Annotated in this window: 14 protein-coding genes; 5 read left to right on the forward strand and 9 right to left on the reverse strand. The window is 67.7% G+C overall.

The features are described from left to right. Positions 1–57 precede the first annotated feature (57 nt). The gene (locus VF716_RS07995; protein WP_011915022.1) at positions 58–1,452 is read left to right on the forward strand and encodes a DUF2868 domain-containing protein; all 1,395 of its coding nucleotides are present in this window, start codon (positions 58–60) and stop codon (positions 1,450–1,452) included. Continuing rightward, positions 1,445–2,818: a DUF3482 domain-containing protein gene (locus tag VF716_RS08000; RefSeq protein ID WP_011915023.1), complete on the forward strand. Its 1,374-nt coding sequence runs from the start codon at positions 1,445–1,447 to the stop codon at positions 2,816–2,818. The genes VF716_RS07995 and VF716_RS08000 overlap by 8 nt, the downstream gene beginning before the upstream one ends. A 29-nt stretch (positions 2,819–2,847) precedes the next feature. Here the strand turns inward: VF716_RS08000 and VF716_RS08005 are convergent, their stop codons facing one another. Further along, complete coding sequence (locus tag VF716_RS08005) at positions 2,848–3,759, reverse strand: DMT family transporter (protein ID WP_041755839.1); 912 nt, start codon at positions 3,757–3,759, stop codon at positions 2,848–2,850. Between the two features lie 88 nt (positions 3,760–3,847). On the opposite strand from VF716_RS08005, the gene VF716_RS08010 reads away from it, so the two are divergent. Then, entirely contained in the window at positions 3,848–4,762 is a 915-nt protein-coding gene (locus tag VF716_RS08010) for a LysR family transcriptional regulator (RefSeq protein WP_011915025.1), read from the forward strand. 55 nt (positions 4,763–4,817) lie between these two features. Here the strand turns inward: VF716_RS08010 and phoU are convergent, their stop codons facing one another. The 5 genes from phoU to VF716_RS08035 all read right to left on the reverse strand — a co-directional run bounded on the left by phoU (position 4,818) and on the right by VF716_RS08035 (position 11,718). Beyond that, a complete protein-coding gene (phoU, locus tag VF716_RS08015; RefSeq protein ID WP_125876226.1) occupies positions 4,818–5,546 on the reverse strand; it encodes a phosphate signaling complex protein PhoU in 729 nt (242 codons plus the stop codon). A 145-nt stretch (positions 5,547–5,691) separates the two neighbouring features. Further along, positions 5,692–6,519: a phosphate ABC transporter ATP-binding protein PstB gene (gene pstB / locus VF716_RS08020; protein WP_011915027.1), complete on the reverse strand. Its 828-nt coding sequence runs from the start codon at positions 6,517–6,519 to the stop codon at positions 5,692–5,694. A 97-nt stretch (positions 6,520–6,616) separates the two neighbouring features. Next, a complete protein-coding gene (gene pstA, locus VF716_RS08025) occupies positions 6,617–8,287 on the reverse strand; it encodes a phosphate ABC transporter permease PstA (RefSeq protein ID WP_011915028.1) in 1,671 nt (556 codons plus the stop codon). A 27-nt stretch (positions 8,288–8,314) separates the two neighbouring features. Then, a complete protein-coding gene (locus VF716_RS08030; protein WP_049325503.1) occupies positions 8,315–10,591 on the reverse strand; it encodes an ABC transporter permease subunit in 2,277 nt (758 codons plus the stop codon). 161 nt (positions 10,592–10,752) lie between these two features. After that, complete coding sequence (locus VF716_RS08035) at positions 10,753–11,718, reverse strand: PstS family phosphate ABC transporter substrate-binding protein (RefSeq protein ID WP_011915030.1); 966 nt, start codon at positions 11,716–11,718, stop codon at positions 10,753–10,755. A 223-nt stretch (positions 11,719–11,941) separates the two neighbouring features. On the opposite strand from VF716_RS08035, the gene VF716_RS08040 reads away from it, so the two are divergent. Further along, the gene (locus VF716_RS08040) at positions 11,942–12,343 is read left to right on the forward strand and encodes an acyl-CoA thioesterase (RefSeq protein ID WP_003303235.1); all 402 of its coding nucleotides are present in this window, start codon (positions 11,942–11,944) and stop codon (positions 12,341–12,343) included. Positions 12,344–12,353: 10 nt separating this feature from the next. On the opposite strand, the gene VF716_RS08045 is transcribed toward VF716_RS08040, so the two are convergent. Next, entirely contained in the window at positions 12,354–13,547 is a 1,194-nt protein-coding gene (locus tag VF716_RS08045; protein WP_017244135.1) for a GGDEF domain-containing protein, read from the reverse strand. A 172-nt stretch (positions 13,548–13,719) separates the two neighbouring features. Here VF716_RS08045 and VF716_RS08050 point away from each other — a divergent pair, with 172 nt between their 5' ends. Continuing rightward, positions 13,720–14,628: an AEC family transporter gene (locus VF716_RS08050; RefSeq protein WP_020305612.1), complete on the forward strand. Its 909-nt coding sequence runs from the start codon at positions 13,720–13,722 to the stop codon at positions 14,626–14,628. Here the strand turns inward: VF716_RS08050 and VF716_RS08055 are convergent, their stop codons facing one another. Together VF716_RS08055 and recD are read right to left on the reverse strand one after the other, a co-directional pair. Further along, entirely contained in the window at positions 14,629–15,072 is a 444-nt protein-coding gene (locus tag VF716_RS08055; protein WP_013984380.1) for a hypothetical protein, read from the reverse strand. Positions 15,073–15,202: 130 nt separating this feature from the next. Next, on the reverse strand, positions 15,203–17,053 hold the full coding sequence (gene recD, locus VF716_RS08060; RefSeq protein ID WP_020305611.1) for an exodeoxyribonuclease V subunit alpha: 1,851 nt from the start codon (positions 17,051–17,053) through the stop codon (positions 15,203–15,205). Between the last annotated feature and the right edge of the window lie 21 nt (positions 17,054–17,074).

Below are 17,074 nucleotides of genomic sequence, written 5' to 3' on the forward strand. Positions count from 1 at the left end.
CCCCGTTCCGCGCGGCAGCGGTTATCCTCAGGGCTCGACCCGCCAGCGAGAAGCCGCGTGACCGTCCGCCCCTCTCCCGATCTCACTCCGCTCGACCGAATCTGGCTGACCGAAGCCGTGCGCCTGCGCGAAGAGCATGCCGGGCCGCTGGACGACGACGAGGCCAACCGCCAGGCCCGTACCCAGGGCGGCGATCTGCCGGCGCTGATCGAGCGCCGCGCGCTCTGGCTGGCGCACCGTGACGGGCTCATCGAGGCGCTCCGGCACTGGCGTCAGGGCGCCCGCCTGGGCGCGCTTGCGCTGATCCTGCTGGCGCTCTTCACCGGTGCCGGGCTGGCCTTCGCCGCGCTCGGCGACGGGCAGCGACCGGTCAACGTGTTCTGGGCGCTGGGCAGCCTGCTCGGGCTGAACCTGCTGACCCTGCTCGGTTGGCTGCTCGGCCTGCTGCTGACCGGTGACAGCAGCGGCGCGCTGGGGCGACTGTGGCTCTGGCTGAGCGAAAAGCTCGCCCGCGATGCCCGCGCCGCGCAGCTGGCCCCAGCCCTGCTGAGCGTGCTGCATCAGCGCCGACTCGGCCGCTGGTTGCTGGGAACAGGCGTGCACGCCCTATGGCTGCTGGCGATGACCAGCGCCCTGCTCACCCTCCTCGCCCTGCTGGCGACCCGCCGCTACGGCTTCGTCTGGGAAACCACCATCCTCGGCGAGAACGCCTTCGTCGGCCTGACCCAGGCCTTCGGCGCGCTACCGGCCCTGCTCGGCTTCAGCGTGCCGGATGTCGAGCAGATCCGCGCCAGCGGCGCACTCGCCGGCGATCTGGACGGCGCCCGGCAACGCTGGGCCGGCTGGCTGGTCGGCGTGCTGCTGGTCTACGGCCTGCTGCCGCGACTGCTGCTGGCGAGCCTCTGCCTGTGGCGCTGGCGCCGTGGGCGGGCTGCGCTGACCCTCGATCTGAACCTGCCGGCCTACCGCCTGCTGCGCGAGCGCCTGCAGCCACCCAGCGAGCGCCTCGGCATCCGTGATGCGGCGCCCGCCCAACTGCACGCACCGACTGCCGGCGCTCAGCTCGATGGCAGCGCTGGCGCCGTGCTGGTGGCCATCGAGCTGGACGGCAGCCGCCCGTGGCCGCCGGCTCTGTCCAAGGGTATCGCCGATGCCGGCATCCTCGACGACCGCGAGGGGCGCCGACGGCTGCTCGATCAACTCACCCGCTTTCCGCCGGCACGCCTGGCCGTCGCCTGTGATCCGCGACGCTCACCCGACCGCGGCACCCTGGCGCTGATCGGCGAGCTGTCGCGCTGCGCGGCGGCGACTCGCGTCTGGCTGTTGCAGGCACCCCCGGGCGAGGCGCTGGACAGCGCGCGCCTGGAAGACTGGCACCAGGCGCTGGATACCCTGGGGCTAGCGCATTCGAACTGCGCCCCGCTGCGCTGGCTGGAGACAGGCCATGACTGAAGCGCTGAAACTGGCCGTGGTCGGCCATACCAATGTCGGCAAGACCTCCCTGCTGCGCACCCTGACTCGCGACATCGGCTTCGGTGAGGTCTCGCACCGGCCGAGCACCACCCGCCACGTCGAGGGTGCGCGGCTGTCGGTGGACGGCGAGCCGCTGCTGGAGCTTTACGACACCCCCGGCCTGGAAGATGCAATCGCCCTGCTCGACTACCTCGAACGGCTAGAGCGCCCCGGTGAGCGCCTCGACGGCCCGGCACGCACCGCGCGCTTTCTCGACGGCAGCGAGGCACGCCAGCGCTTCGAGCAGGAAGCCAAGGTGCTGCGTCAGTTGCTGGCCAGCGACGCCGGGCTCTACGTGATCGACGCCCGTGAGCCGGTGCTGGCCAAGTACAAGGATGAGCTGGCGGTGCTCGCCGGCTGCGGCAAGCCGCTGTTGCCGGTGCTCAACTTCGTCGCCCAGCCGGGGCACCGCGACGAGGAATGGCGTCAGGCCCTGGCCCGCCTCGGCCTGCATGCACTGGTGCGCTTCGACAGCGTAGCGCCACCCGTGGACGGTGAGCGCCGGCTGTACGAAAGCCTGGCGCTGCTGCTGGAACAGGCGCGACCCAAGCTGCAGCGACTGATCGAGGACCACGAGGCCCAGGCTGCTGCACGCCTGGCCAGCGGCCAGCGACTGATCGCCGAACTGCTGGTGGATGTCGCCGCCTGCCGACGCAGCGTGGCCGCACAGCCGGAACTCGAGCGCGGCGCCATTCGTGAACTGCACGATGCCGTGCGCCGCCGCGAACAGCGCTGCGTCGAGGCGCTGCTGCGCCTGTATGCCTTTCGCCAGGACGATGCAGCGGCCAGTGATCTGCCGCTGCTCGACGGGCGCTGGGGCGACGACCTGTTCAACCCCGAGACCCTCAAGCAGCTGGGCGTGAAGATCGGCGGCGGCATGGCCGCAGGTGCCGCGGCCGGTGCCGGCGTCGACCTGATGGTCGGCGGCATCACCCTCGGCGCCGCGGCGCTGCTCGGCGCCATTGCCGGCGGCGGCGCGCAGACCGCGCGGCACTATGGCAATCGCCTGCTCGGCAAGCTCAAGGGGCAGCGCGAGCTGAGCGTCGACGACGCCGTACTGCGCCTGCTCGCCCTGCGCCAGCGTCAACTGCTGGCCGTGCTCGCGACTCGGGGGCACGCCGCCACCGAGGCGATCCGCCTGGCCACGCCGCAGGATCAGGGCTGGCGCGAGGGCAAGCTGCCCGAAGCCCTGCAACGCTGTCGTGCGCATCCCGAGTGGTCCTCGCTCAACCCCGGCGCCCGCCTGCAGAACGGCGAGCGCCAGACGGCGCTGGACGAGCTGCAGGCCGAACTGCGGCAGGGCTGACCAGCCTGCCGCTTCACCGTGCCTGCACACTAGGCACGGACCGGCGCACCATCGCCGGCCCTGCTTGGCGCCGGCTGGCGGCCGATGCCCAGGGTGCACAGCGTTGCCAGCATGATCAGCAACCCACCCGCCCAGCCCATCGGCCCCAGCCGCTCACCCAGCCAGAGACCGGCGATGATCGCGCCGAACAGCGGTTCGGAGCCCATCAGCAGCGACACCCGCGTTGCGCTGCTGCGCCCCAGCGCGCGGTTCTGCGCAAACATGGCGAACAGCGTGGCGAACAGCACCAGATACAGCGTGCCGAACCAGAAGCCCGGCTCCACCGGCAGTGCCGGCAGTCCGCCCGGCAGCGACACGCCGAGCAGCATGCAGCCCGCCGCAACGACTCCACTCTGCATCGCAGTCAACGCCAGTGCCGGGATTTCCCGGCCGGCCGTCAATCGTCGGGTCAGGCAGACCAGCACCGCGCGCAGCAACGCGGCGGCCAGCATCAGCGCATCGCCGAGATTGAGCGAGAGCTGCGGCCCGCCGGTCAGCAGCCAGACGCCCGCCAGCGACAGCGCGCAGGCGAGGAACAGCGTGTTGTGCGGCCGCTGGCGCAGCAGCAGCCATTCCATGAACGGTGTGATCACCACGCACAGGCTGATCAGAAACGCCGCATTGCTGGCGCTGGTCAGCATCACGCCCCAGGTCTCGCAGAGAAAGATCGCCAGCATCACCAGCCCCAGCGGCAGGCCGGGGCGCAGCGCCCGGCGACCGGCGCCGCGCAGTTGCGGCAGCAGCAGGACAAAGGTCAGGCCGAAGCGGATCGCCAGAAAACCCAGCACCGGGTAGAACAGCAGCGCCTGCTTGGCCACCGCATAGCTGCTGCCCCAGATCAGCGCCACCGTCAGCAGCATGCCATCGGCCAGCCACAGCCCCTGTCTCAACGTGCCTTTCATGTTCGAATCCCCGCACCAATCAGGCGCTGATTGTCGGGCCTGTCGCGGCAGTCGATAATCCAGCGAAACAGCACAGGACCTGTTCCGCATGGGAACGAATGACAGCGCAGCCCTGCTGCCCTACATGGCCGTGTTCGTGCGGGTGGTCGAGGCCGGCAGCTTCTCCGGCGCCGCGCGCCTGCTGGGCAGCACACCGTCGGCGGTGAGCCGCCAGGTGGCACGGCTGGAGCAGGCCCTGGCGCTGCGCCTGCTGGAACGCACCACACGCCAGCTGCGGCTGAACGAGGCCGGGGCGGAGTTCTACCAGCATTGCCGGGACATGCTCGATGCGGCCGACGCCGCCGTCGCCATCGGCGAGCGGCTGATGCGCAGCCCGCGCGGGCTGGTGCGCCTGAGCGTGCCGAAGGCCTATGGCAAGTTCGTCGTCGGACCGGCGATGCCGGCTTTTCTCCAGCGCTACCCCGAGGTCGATGTGCAGCTGCGGATCAGCGACCAGAGCCCGGACCTGATCGAGGACGGTTTCGACCTACTGGTGCAGGTCACCGACAACCCACCCGAAGGCCTGGCCGGCAAGCCGCTCGGGCCGGTGCGCCAACTGCTCTGCGCCAGCCCCGACTACCTGCAGCGCCACGGCGAGCCGCAACATCCGCAGGACCTGCTGCGCCACAGCTGCCTGTATCTGGGGGAAACGGCGGGAGACAATCGCTGGCACCTGCGCCGCGGCGAGCAACAGGAAACGGTGACGGTGCGCGGTCGCTACATCAGCAACCACAGCGAGGCCCGGTTACTGGTGGCGCTGGCAGGCCTGGGCATCACCTGCCTGCCGCATTTCACCGCTGCCCAGGCGCTGGCCGACGGGCAGCTGCGCGAAGTGCTGCCGCAGTGGCGCTACACCGGCTCCTACCAGGGCGCGGCCTGGCTGCTATGGCGACAGAATCACCACCTGCCGCCGAAGACACGTGCGCTGATCGACTATCTGAGCGAGGCATTGATAGCCAGCTGAGCGCAACGCGCATCCGCAGACAGTGGGCTGGCGCCCACCGCTACCGGCGCGCCTGTCAGCGCTCCTTGGTGTCTTCCACTTCCTCGGCCATGCGTGCCAGGCCGAGGTGGCGCACGTCGGTGCCGCGCACCAGGTAGATCACCAGCTCGGCGATGTTGCGTGCGTGGTCGCCGATGCGCTCCAGCGAGCGCAACGCCCAGATCACGCTGAGCACGCGGGAGATCGAGCGCGGGTCTTCCATCATGTAGGTGACCAGCTCGCGCAGGGCGGTCTTGTACTCGCGATCGACGGTCTTGTCGTACTGCGCCACCGACAGCGCGAGGTCCGCATCGAAGCGGGCGAAGGCGTCCAGCGACTCCTGCACCATCTTGCGCACCTGGTCGCCGATATGGCGCACCTCGACGTAGCCCTTGGGCGACTCGCCTTCCTCGCACAGCTGGATGGCGCGGCGGGCGATCTTGGTCGCCTCGTCACCGATGCGCTCGAGGTCGATCACCGACTTGGAAATGCTGATGATCAAACGCAGGTCGGAGGCTGCCGGCTGACGGCGGGCGAGAATGCGCACGCACTCCTCGTCGATGTTGCGCTCCATCTGGTTGATCTGGTCGTCCACCTCGCGCACCTGCTGGGCAAGGCCCGAATCGGCCTGAATCAGCGCGGTGACCGCGTCGTTGACCTGCTTCTCCACCAGCCCGCCCATGGCCAGCAGGTGGCTGCGCACCTCCTCCAGCTCGGCGTTGAACTGCTGGGAAATGTGTTGGGTGTGGCTGTCTTTGCTGATCATCATCGAGCCCTTGCGAAACTGTGGTTCTCTCGCCGGACGAGCCGGCCCTTGGCAAAGCGTGCTGCGCTAGGAGGCGGCGCGCAGACAGTACAAACGAGTACGGCAAGCGCCGCCGACAACGCGCAGCGCGGTTTGCCATGGCCGGCTAGCCGTAGCGACCGGTGATGTAGTCTTCGGTCTGCTTCTTGGCCGGGTTGGTGAACAGCGTATCGGTGTCGCCGTACTCGATCAGCTTGCCCATGTACATGAACGCGGTGTAGTCGGACACCCGCGCGGCCTGCTGCATGTTGTGGGTGACGATGACGATGGTGTACTTGGACTTGAGCTCGTAGATCAGCTCCTCGACCTTCAGCGAAGAGATTGGGTCGAGGGCCGAGCTCGGTTCGTCGAGCAGCAGCACTTCCGGCTGCACGGCGATGGTACGGGCGATCACCAGACGCTGCTGCTGGCCACCGGAGAGGCCGAGTGCCGATTCGTGCAGGCGATCCTTGACCTCGTCCCACAGCGCCGCACCCTTGAGCGCCCACTCGACGGTCTCGTCGAGTACCCGCTTCTGCTTGATGCCCTGGATGCGCAGGCCGTAGACCACGTTCTCGTAGATGCTCTTGGGGAACGGGTTGGGCTTCTGGAACACCATGCCGACGCGGCGGCGCAGGTCGGCCACGTCCACACCCTTCTGGTAGATGTTCTGCCCGTCGAGGTTGATGGCACCTTCGATGCGGCAGCCGTCAACCAGGTCATTCATGCGGTTGAAGCAGCGCAGCAGGGTCGACTTGCCGCAGCCGGAGGGGCCGATGAAGGCGGTCACGCGCTGGCGCGGAATGTTCATGCTGACGTTGTGCAACGCCTGCTTCTGGCCGTAGAACAGGCTGAGGTCGGGCACCTCGATGGCGACCTGCTCGTTGGCCAGGCTCAGGCTGCGCTTGTCGCGGCCCAGGGCCGAGATGTCGATCGAATGGGTGGTGGTTTGCATGTGCTCGCTCCGTTTGCAGCCTCGGGCTGCAAGCTACAGGCCGCCATCCGCGCCGGGTGCTTCCCTCGGAAGCCCACGATGCGGCTGGCGGCGCCAATCAATGATCCAGCGCCTTGTATTTCTCGCGCAGGTGGTTGCGGATGTAGATCGCGCTGAAGTTGAGCGTGGCGATCACCAGTACCAGCAGCAGCGCGGTGGCATAGACCAACGGCCGCGCCGCCTCGACGTTGGGGCTCTGGAAGCCGACGTCGTAAATATGGAAGCCCAGGTGCATGATCTTCTGGTCCAGATGCAGATAGGGGTAGTTGCCGTTGAGCGGCAGGTTCGGTGCCAGCTTGACCACGCCGACCAGCATCAGCGGCGCCACTTCGCCGGCGGCACGCGCCACAGCGAGGATCAGGCCGGTCATCATCGCCGGGCTGGCCATCGGCAGCACCACCTTCCACAACGTCTCGGACTTGGTCGCGCCGAGAGCCAGAGAGCCTTCACGGATCATCCGGGGGATGCGCGCCAGGCCTTCCTCGGTAGCGACGATCACCACCGGCAGGGTAAGGATGGCCAGGGTCAGCGAGGCCCACATCAGGCCAGGCGTGCCGAACACCGGCGCCGGTGCGGCTTCGGGATAGAACAGCCGATCCAGCGAGCCGCCCAGCACGTAGACGAAGAAGCCCAGACCGAACACGCCATAGACGATCGACGGCACCCCGGCGAGGTTGTTCACCGCGATGCGGATGATCCGGGTGAGCAGGCCCTGCTTGGCGTATTCGCGCAGGTAGACCGCGGCGATCACACCGAAGGGGGTGACGATCACCGCCATGATCAGGGTCATCAGCACGGTGCCGAAGATCGCCGGGAACACGCCGCCTTCGGTGTTCGCCTCACGCGGCTCGTCGCTGACGAACTCCCACAGCTTGGCGAAGTAGAACATCAGCTTCTGCGGGGTCGACATGGCATTGGGCTGGAACGCCCGCACCACCTTGCCGAGGGTGATCTCCTGCTCGCGGCCGTCGGCGGTGCGCACGGTGATGCTGTCGCGGTTGAACTGCTGCTGCAGCGCCACCAGCTTGTCTTCCAGCACCCGGTACTCGGCATCCCACTGGGCGCGCTCGGCGTCCAGATCGGCCTGGGCGGCCGCATCCAGACGGTCGTCCAGCTCCAGCTTGCGGGTCTTCAGACGCAGGCGTTCGAGGCCATGGTTGATGCGGCCGATCTCCACCTTCTCGATGCGCGAGATCTGCGCATGCAGCTGGTCGACCCGATCGATCCGACGCTGCAGCTCGCCCCAGGCGGCATCGCCTTCGGCGACCAGCTGGCCGGCTTCCTTGACGTTGAGCAGATAGCCATAGAAGTTGCCCCACTCGCGACGCTCCAGCACCATCAGCTCGGCCGGCTTGCGCTGGTTGCTCAGCCATTCGCCGATCACCCAGGAGAAGTCCGCGCCGTACACCTCGCGGTTACCGACCTTGAGCAGCTCGCGGGTCATGAACTCGCCGCCCTCGACGTTCACCGGCAGCCCGCTGGCAGCTAGGCGTGCCCGTGGCACTTCCTCGGCCTGCACCACCTCGCCGGCCAGCACGCGCATCTCGGCGCCCGGCATGCTGTAGTCGGCGACGATCACGTCGGCCGGCCAGAAATGCGCCAGGCCACGCACGGCGATGATCGCCAGCAGCCCCAGGGTCATGATCACGGCGATGGACACCGCGCCGGCGTTCATCCAGATCCAGGGCGTGCCGCTCTTGACCCAGCTGTTCAACGAATCCTTTTTCACGGATCGATACCTTTTGGCGAAATCGGGTTACAGGCTGGCGTACTTGCCGCGCAGGCGCTGGCGAATCAGCTCGGCCAGGGTGTTCATCACGAAGGTGAACATCAGCAGGACGAGCGCGGCGAGGAACAGCACGCGGTAATGGGTGCCACCCACCTCGGATTCGGGCATTTCCACCGCGACGTTGGCGGCCAGCGTGCGCATGCCTTCGAAGATGTTGGCTTCCATGATCGGCGTGTTGCCGGTGGCCATCAGCACGATCATCGTCTCGCCCACCGCGCGGCCCATGCCGATCATCAGCGCCGAGAAGATGCCCGGGCTGGCGGTCAGCAGCACCACGCGGGTCAGCGTCTGCCAGGGCGTCGCGCCCAGGGCCAGCGAGCCCAGCGTCAGGCTGCGCGGCACACTGAACACGGCGTCCTCGGCGATCGAATAGATGGTCGGGATCACCGCGAAACCCATCGCCAGGCCGATCACCAGGGCGTTGCGCTGGTCGAACGGGATACCCATGTCGTTGGATAGCCACAGGCGCATGTCACCGCCGAAGAACCAGTTCTCCAGATGCCCGCTGATCTCCAGCGAGCCGAAGCCCACCAGCAGGATCACCGGGATCAGCAGCACCGCTTCCCAGCCTTCCGGGATCGCCAGGCGCACGCTTTGCGGCAGGCGGCTCCAGGTCCAGGCGGCGAAGAGGATGCCCACCGGCATCAGCAGCAGCAGGGCGAAGATGCCCGGCAGGTGGTTCTCCAGGAACGGCGCGAGGAACAGGCCGGCGAAGAAGCCGAGAATCACCGTCGGCAGCGCCTCCATCAGCTCGATCACCGGCTTGACCTTGCGGCGCAGCGACGGCGCCATGAAGTAGGCGGTATAGAACGCCGCGCAGATGGCCAGCGGGGCCGCCAGCAGCATGGCGTAGAAGGCTGCCTTGAGCGTGCCGAAGGCCAGCGGCGCGAGGCTCAGCTTGGGTTCGAAATCGCTGTTGGCGGAGGTGGACTGCCAGACGTAATCGGGCTCCGGATAGCTCTCGTACCAGACCTTGCCCCACAGTGCGCTCCAGGAAATCTCCGGGTGCGGGTTGTCGATGACGAAGCGCTGCAGCCCCTGCGCCGACTCCAGCAGCAGACGTGTGGCGCGCGGCGACATGGCCGCCAGCGCGGCGCCATCGGCGACCTGCTCCTTGAGCAGCGTGCGGTGTGCGGTGCTGTGGAAGATGCCGACACTGCCGCTGTCGTCCAGGGCGAGGAAGCCCTTGCGGCGCTCCTCCGGGAGGATCTGGCGGACCGGGCTGCTGCCCAGCTTGAAGTTGCGCACGTTCTTCAGTTCGGCCTGGCCATCGGCCGCACGCACCATGAACCACTGGCCGATGCTGCCCCTGGAGTCGCCCACCATCAGCGAGATGCCGCCCAGCAGCGGGCTGACGCTGGTGATCTCGCTGCCGTCGCCGACCAGCTTGTAACGACCGTTGAGCTGCTTGCGGCGCAGGTCGAAGACATCCGCGCTGGCCTTGCCGCTGATCGCGTAAAGCCACATGTGCCGCGGGTCGATCAGCAGCTGACGGATCGGCTCGGCCAGCTGCGGCAGGTTCAGGCGCTCCTGCTCGAGGGTCACCTCGCCGGTCAGCAGGTTCTCGCTGCTGGCGATGCGCTGGGCATGCAGCGCGCTGCCGGTGGCGCCGGCGACCAGCAGGGTCTTGCCGTTCAGGCTGATGGCGGCGCGCTCGATGGGGCGGCCTTCCGGATCGAGCTCAAGCGGCGCCTCGCCGAAGGGATAGGCGATCTCGGGGGTGATGGTCTTCTGGTTGTTCGGGTAGGTGACCTTGTAGTTGTGCTCCAGCACCAGGGCCTGGCCATTGTCCAGACCGAGCACCAGCCGGCGGGTGCCGGGGGTGTCCTGGCCCACCGAGACGATGCGGCTGCCTTCCGGCAGCGGCAGGGGCTTGCTCGTCAGCAGCGCACCGTCGCGCAGGCTGAAGAACCGCGCCTGGCCGTCCTCGCCCAGACGCAGGGCGACCTGGTTCTGCTCTTCGATGGCCAGCAGCAGTGGCTTGCCGGCATCGGCCAGCCACGCCGGCTGCTGAGCCTTGCGGGCCTCCAGCTCGGCGCCCTGGAACATCGGCAGCACGACCTGCGCCAGATAGAAGAAGATCAGGGTGATGGCGCCCAGCACGGCCAGGCCGCCGATGGACACGTACCAGCGCGCCAGGTGGTCTTTCAGCGCGCGTATGCGCCGCTTGCGCTGCAGTGCCGGCGTGTTGAAGTCCAGCCGTTGCACATCGGAATTCGCGGTCATGTTGTCCATGTCGTTCATGCCAGGCTCCTGGGCCGAGCGGCCCTTCGGGGCGCCTAATCTAATAAAGCCGTGTGACAGAAAAGTTACAGCCAGGTGACGCGACGATGCCCGCCAGCGCGTTCAGCGTGGCGGGCATCTGCGCAAGACCGGCGCAGTGGGCGCCGGCCGTTACGCGGGTCTTACAGACCCAGCTCCTGCATGGTCTTGTCGACCACCTTCTTCGGCAGCGGGATGTAGCCGTCCTTGACCACGACGTCCTGGCCCTGCTTGGAAAGCACCAGCTTGAGGAACTCGGCGTCGATCGGGCTCAGCGGCTTGTTCGGCGCCTTGTTGACGTAGACGTAGAAGAAGCGAGCCAGCGGGAATTTTCCGGCCAGGGCGTTCTCTTCGCTCGCCTCGAAGGCTTCGCCGCCCTTGGACAGCGGTACGGCGCGCACGCTGGAGGTCTTGTAGCCGATGCCCGAGTAACCGATGGCGTTCAGGGTGCTGGAGATGGACTGCACCACCGAGGCCGAACCCGGCTGCTCGTTGACGTTGGGCTTGAAGTCGCCTTTACACAGGGCTTCTTCCTTGAAGTAGCCGTAGGTACCGGATACCGAGTTGCGGCCGAACAGCTGGATCGGCTTGGCAGCCCACTCGCCGGTCATGCCCAGGTCGCCCCAGGTCTTGATGTCCTTCTCGCCACCGCACAGGCGGGTGCTGGAGAAGATGGCGTCGACCTGCTCGATGTCCAGGGACTTGATCGGGTTGTCCTTGTGCACGAACACCGCCAGGGCGTCGATGGCCACCGGTACGGCGGTCGGCTTGTAGCCGTACTTCTCTTCGAAGGCCTGGATCTCGTTGTCCTTCATGGGGCGGCTCATCGGGCCCATGTTGGCGGTGCCTTCGGTCAGCGCGGGCGGCGCGGTGGAGGAACCGGCGGCCTGGATCTGAATGTTGACGTTCGGGTAGCTGCGCTTGAACTCTTCGGCCCAGAGCGTCATCAGGTTGGCCAGCGAGTCGGAACCGACGCTGGACAGGTTGCCGGAAACGCCAGAGGTCTTCTGGTAGCTCGGCAGTGCCGGGTCTACTGCAGCGACTGCGCTTGCGGCGCCCACGCCAGCGGCTACGAAGGTGAGGGCCGCCATCAAACGATTCAGTTTCATACCTTGCTCCTAGCAGGTGTGTGCTCGAGTGTGTTGGAACGGGGGCCAGTATCTGCAGGCCGTGTGAACACTCTATGAAGCAAGTGTGACAATCTGATTACGAACCGGCCCATTGACCCAGCGCGGTCGCTGTACGTCTGCACTGCCGCTATACTCGGCGCCGTCGCCCGCGCTAGCGCGGGCATTTCGCGCCAGAACAACAAACGCGCCGCGAGTCCGACCGATGAAAGAATACGAACAGGAAGATCCGATTCCCCAGGGCGACCTGGCCCTGCAGCTCACCGCATTGCCGCGCGAAACCAACGGGTTCGGCGATATCTACGGCGGCTGGCTGGTGTCGCAGATGGACCTGGCCGGTACCGCGATGGCCAGCCGCGTGGCGGCCGGCCGCGTGGCCACGGTGTCCATCGATCGCATGGCCTTCATGGTGCCGGTGGCCGTCGGCGCGCAGCTGTCCTTCTATACCCAGACGTTGGAAGTCGGGCGCAGCTCGATTCGCATGCTGGTGGAAGTCTGGAGCGACGACCCGCTGTCCAGCGAATGGCGCAAGGTCACCGAGGCGGTGTTCGTCTTCGTCGCCATCGACGGCAGCGGCCGCACGCGTTCGGTCCCGCCGCGCCGCTGAGGTTGGCCAGCTAGTCGCGGCGCGCCTGCCCGGGGGCGACCGCGAAGCGGTTCTTGCCGGTCGTCTTGGCCTGGTACAGCGCCATGTCGGCGTTGTGATAGAGCTGCTCGGCCTGCTGACCATCCTGCAGCGTGGCCACGCCGATGCTGACCCCCACGCGCGACGCCGGATCGCGCGGATGCCTGACCTCCAGCGCCGCCAGCGCGGCCACCAGCTGCCGCGCGATGCGTTGCGCCGCCGCGTTGTCGCAGTTGTACAGCAGCAGCGCGAACTCCTCGCCGCCGACCCGCGCAGCCTGATCCAACGGCCGTCGGGCGAACTTTGCCACCAGCTCGCCGAATGAACGGATCAGCGCATCGCCGGCCGGATGGCCGAAGGTATCGTTGTAGGCCTTGAAATCATCCAGATCGAGCAACAGCAGGCTCAGCGGCTGGCGGTCCCGGCGCGCCTGGGCGATCCGCTGACGCAACGCCAGGTCGTGACTGCGCCGATTGGCCAGGCCGCTCAGGGCATCATGCTCGGCCACCCAGCCCAGCAGCTTGCGCATCAGGAACTGGTCGCGCTGCGAATACTCGTGAACGTAGCGGCTGATGGCACCGATGATCAGCAGCAGCAGGTAGTAGCTGACCGCAATCCAGTGCTCGGGCATCTGTTCGGGCGTGAGAATCAGACCGGCGATGAGCACATCGGCCACCACGATCAGCACCGCGCAGAGCAGTGCCCACCAGAAGGTCACGCCGAGGAAGAAGAACGAGCTGACGATCAGCAATCCGGCGCCGTAGCGGAAGTTCAGCTCGGTCCCCAGGGCCTCGAAGCGAATGTCGATCAGCGCGGCGATGATCCCGATGAGCACTAGCAGCACCGGAAAGATGCGGTTGGCCTGGGCGCGAAAGGTGCGGCTGTAGAACGTCAGCACCAGCACGACGACACCGGGCAGGATCTGCAGGATGCGCAGCAGCGTCAGCGTCGCCAGCCAGCCGGTGTCGGCGAGGTTGAACAGCCGGTGCTCGACATAGAGGTAGCCGGAGACGGCGATGATCAGCAACAGCGCGGCGAGCCGCTGCGACGTGCGCGCATGCCGATCCAGGTACTGGCGAAACTCGCGTTCCAGCTCGGACTTGAAGCGCAGGAGACGAAACCCGCTGTGCAGCTGCCGGCCGTAGGGGGTATCGCGAAAATCCTCGGCAGAGGGATGGTCGATCATGGGTGACATCGGCAGCTCGCGGTTCAGGGCATGAATGATATCACCGAGCCATTACTGATGGTTCCTGGCCCGACCAGCGTAGCGACAGCGGCGAATGGCTGGTTGGACACAAGACTTGCACTGGACGTTTCCAGCATCGAAGATCGACCCACATGCATTGCTGGATGTATCCGTGACCACCCTTCTGCTGGCCCTCTGGCCTCTCTTCGCGCTGATCGTTGCTGGTTATTTCCTGCGTCTGCGGGCCTTTCCCAGCGAGGAGTTCTGGCCCGGCGCCGAGCGCATCAACTACTTCGTCCTGTTTCCTGCCCTGTTGTTCAGCAGCCTGGCCACCGCGCCGCTGGACAACCCCGCCCTGCCGCAACTGGCCGGCGCGGTGATGCTCGGCCTCGGTCTGGCCTGGGTCGGGCTGCTGATCGCCAAGCGGCTGCGCGGCTGGTCCGCTGGCCGCTTCGGTGCCATCACCCAGGGCGTGCTGCGTTTCAACACCTACCTCGGGCTGGCGGCGGTCGGCAGCCTGTTCGGCAAGGAAGGCCTGGCCCTGGCAGCACTGATGCTGGCGCTCATGGTACCGACAGTGAACGTGATGTCGGTCTGGGCGCTGACCGCCGAGCGCGGCGTCAGCGTACGCGGGCTGCTGCTGCCGATCGCGAAGAATCCGCTGATCCTGGCCTGCCTGACCGGCGCGCTGGTGAATCTGTCCGGGCTGGGATTGCCGGGTGGTACCGACCGGCTGCTCGGCCTGCTGGCCGCAGCCAGCCTGCCACTGGGCCTGCTCTGTGTCGGCGCGGCGCTCAAGCCGCAGGAACTGGGCGGGGAAATCCCGGCGCTGGGCTGGAACTGCGCGGTACGTCTGCTCGCCGTGCCCCTGCTGGCCTACGGCGTCGCGGTCGTGCTCGGCCTGCCAGCGATGGAAACGACCATCCTGGTGCTGTTCTTCGCCTTGCCCACCGCGCCGACGGCCTACGTGCTGACCCGCCAGCTCGGCGGCGACAGCCACCTGATGGCCGGCATCATCACCCTGCAGACACTGCTGGCCGCGGCTAGCCTGCCGCTGGTGCTCACCCTGCTGAACGGCTGATCAGCGCGCCACCTGCCCACGCAACAGACGCAGCAGCATCAGGGCCAGGCCGATGCCCACAGCGCACAGCACCAGCAGCGGCCCGAGGTAACCGAGGGCGTCCTGCAACCAGCCGAGCAGCAGGTGCAGCCACTCAGTATGCAGCGAGGCTTCGACCGCGACGTAGCCGCCCTGCTGCCATATCTCGTAGGCGGCATGCAGGGGAATCAGCGTCAGCGGCAGCAGGATCAGGCACAGCCAATAGCCGGCACGCCGGTAGGCACCCAGCAGCCCCCACGGCAGATAGGCGGCACGGATGAGCTGGAAGAAGCAGACGATGTAGTAGACGACCAGCAGCAGCGCGAAACCGCTGGCCGGCGACGGCTCGAGCCAGAGCGCACGCAGCGCCGCGGTACTGATTGTCAGGCTGAGCGCGCCCCAGAGCAGAAGAAAGAAGGTTTTCATCGCGAGTCCTGGTATCGGCTTTCGGCGAACGCGCATCGGAACAGAATTGCGCCAGCCAAACCCACAACCGCTTCACGAAACGGAGGCGATGAGCCGCGATCGTGCCGGCTTCGAGCAGCCGCGCACGCTTTTAGAACAGGCTGAGCTGATCGCCCTCGGCTGGCGCCGCACCGATCGGGGCGTCTGGCACCGCATCGGCATCAGCCACGGCACCCGCCAGAACCAGCCGCTCGGCCAGTCCGGCGGCGCGCTCGGCGCGGGTGCTGACCGCTTCGGCCAGCCGCGCCGGCAGCGCCCAGATCTCCACCCGGCGCTTGGCGCGGGTGATGCCGGTGTAGAACAGCGCGCGGGTCAGCAGCGGGCTCGGCTGATCCGGCAAGGCCAGCAGCACCTCGGTGAATTCCGAGCCCTGGCTCTTGTGCACGGTCATGGCGAAGGCGCTGTCGTGGCTCGGCAGCCGTGCCGGCGCGAAGCCGCGGTAACCGTCGTCACCCTCGAAGAACACTCGCAGGCCCTGCTCGGTTTTCAGGCACAGGCCGATATCGCCGTTGAACAGCCCCAGCGCGTAGTCGTTCTGCCGGACCATCACGGCCCGCCCGGGATACCAGCGCTCGCGGGCCGGCACGCCGAGGCGACGCCTGAAGCGTGTTTCCAGCGCCTCGTTGATACCGGTCACGCCGAACGGGCCCTCGCGTTGCGCAGTCAGCGCCCGGAAACCGTTGAAGGCCTCGAACGCCGCGCCTGGATCGCCCTGCCGCGCGGCCTGCAGGTAGCCGCCGTAACCCTGCTCCAGCCGCTCGATCAAGGCGGTCGGGCCGGGCGCCGCGTTCCAGGCGAGATCCGCACGACCTTCCTGCAGCAGCGCGACGGTGCCTTTCGCATCGCCGGCGTTGATCCGCCGCGCCAGCTCGCCGATGCCGCTGTCGCCGGCGAAGCGGTGGCTGTGGGTGAGCAGCACCACCGCATCGCCGAGGCGCGAGCGCGGCGCCTCGACCGGCACGGGCTGGCCGGTGATGCGCTCCAGCTCGCTTGCCGCCCGGGCATCGAAGCCTCGGCCTTCGCAGAGTTCGGCGAACACCGCACCGGCCTCCACGGCGGCCAGCTGATCCTTGTCGCCGAGCAGGATCAGCCGCGCCTTCGGGGGCAGCGCGACGACCAGCTTGGCCATCAGCGCCAAGTCGACCATCGACGCCTCGTCCACCACCAGTACGTCCAGCGCCAGCGGATTGGCCGCGTCGTGGCGCACGCGGGGGCTGTCGCCGCGGCTGCCGAGCAGGCGGTGCAGGGTCCGCGCCTCGTCCGGCAGGGCCTCCTTCACCGCATCGCTGACCGGCAGCTCGGCCTTGGCGTTACGGATCGCCTCGGCCATGCGCGCCGCGGCCTTGCCGGTGGGTGCGGCGAGGCCGATGGCCAGGCGCTCGCCGCCAGGCTGCTCGAGCAGCGCCGCCAGCAGGCGCACCACGGTGGTGGTCTTGCCGGTGCCGGGACCGCCGGAGATCACCGCCAGGCGCCGCCGAACTGCCTGCGCGGCGGCCAGGCGCTGCCAGTCGGGGCGCTGCTGATTGAAGGCGAACAAGCGCGCCAGGCTCTCGGCGAGCCGTGCTTCGTCCACCTCGGGGGCATCGCCGGTGCGGGCCAGCAGCTGTTCGGCCAGCTGCTGTTCGTAGGCCTGGTAGCGGGCCAGGTAGAGCCGGTCGCCGACCAGGGTCAGCGGCGCATAGTCGTCCGGTGTCCCGACCAGCGTGGAAGCTTCGAGCTGTGCGCGCCAGACGGGCAGCGCCGGCATGCTGAGATCGACATCGGGCCAGGGGCGCCTTCCGGCTAGGCGTTCCAGTGGTAGACAGACATCGCCGGCCGCCAGCGCCTCACAGCACAGCGTGGCGGCGAGCAGCACCGCTTCGGGCGCCTGCGGTTCCAGGCGTTGCAGGCTGGCGACAAAGGCGCGCTCCAGCGGGCCGAGGGGCAGATCGGCAAGGGTCATATATCGCTCCTGGTCGGCAGA

The sequence above is a fragment of the Stutzerimonas sp. Brlt_14 genome, assembly GCF_051948915.1.
GTDB classification, from domain to species: Bacteria; Pseudomonadota; Gammaproteobacteria; order Pseudomonadales; family Pseudomonadaceae; genus Stutzerimonas; species Stutzerimonas stutzeri.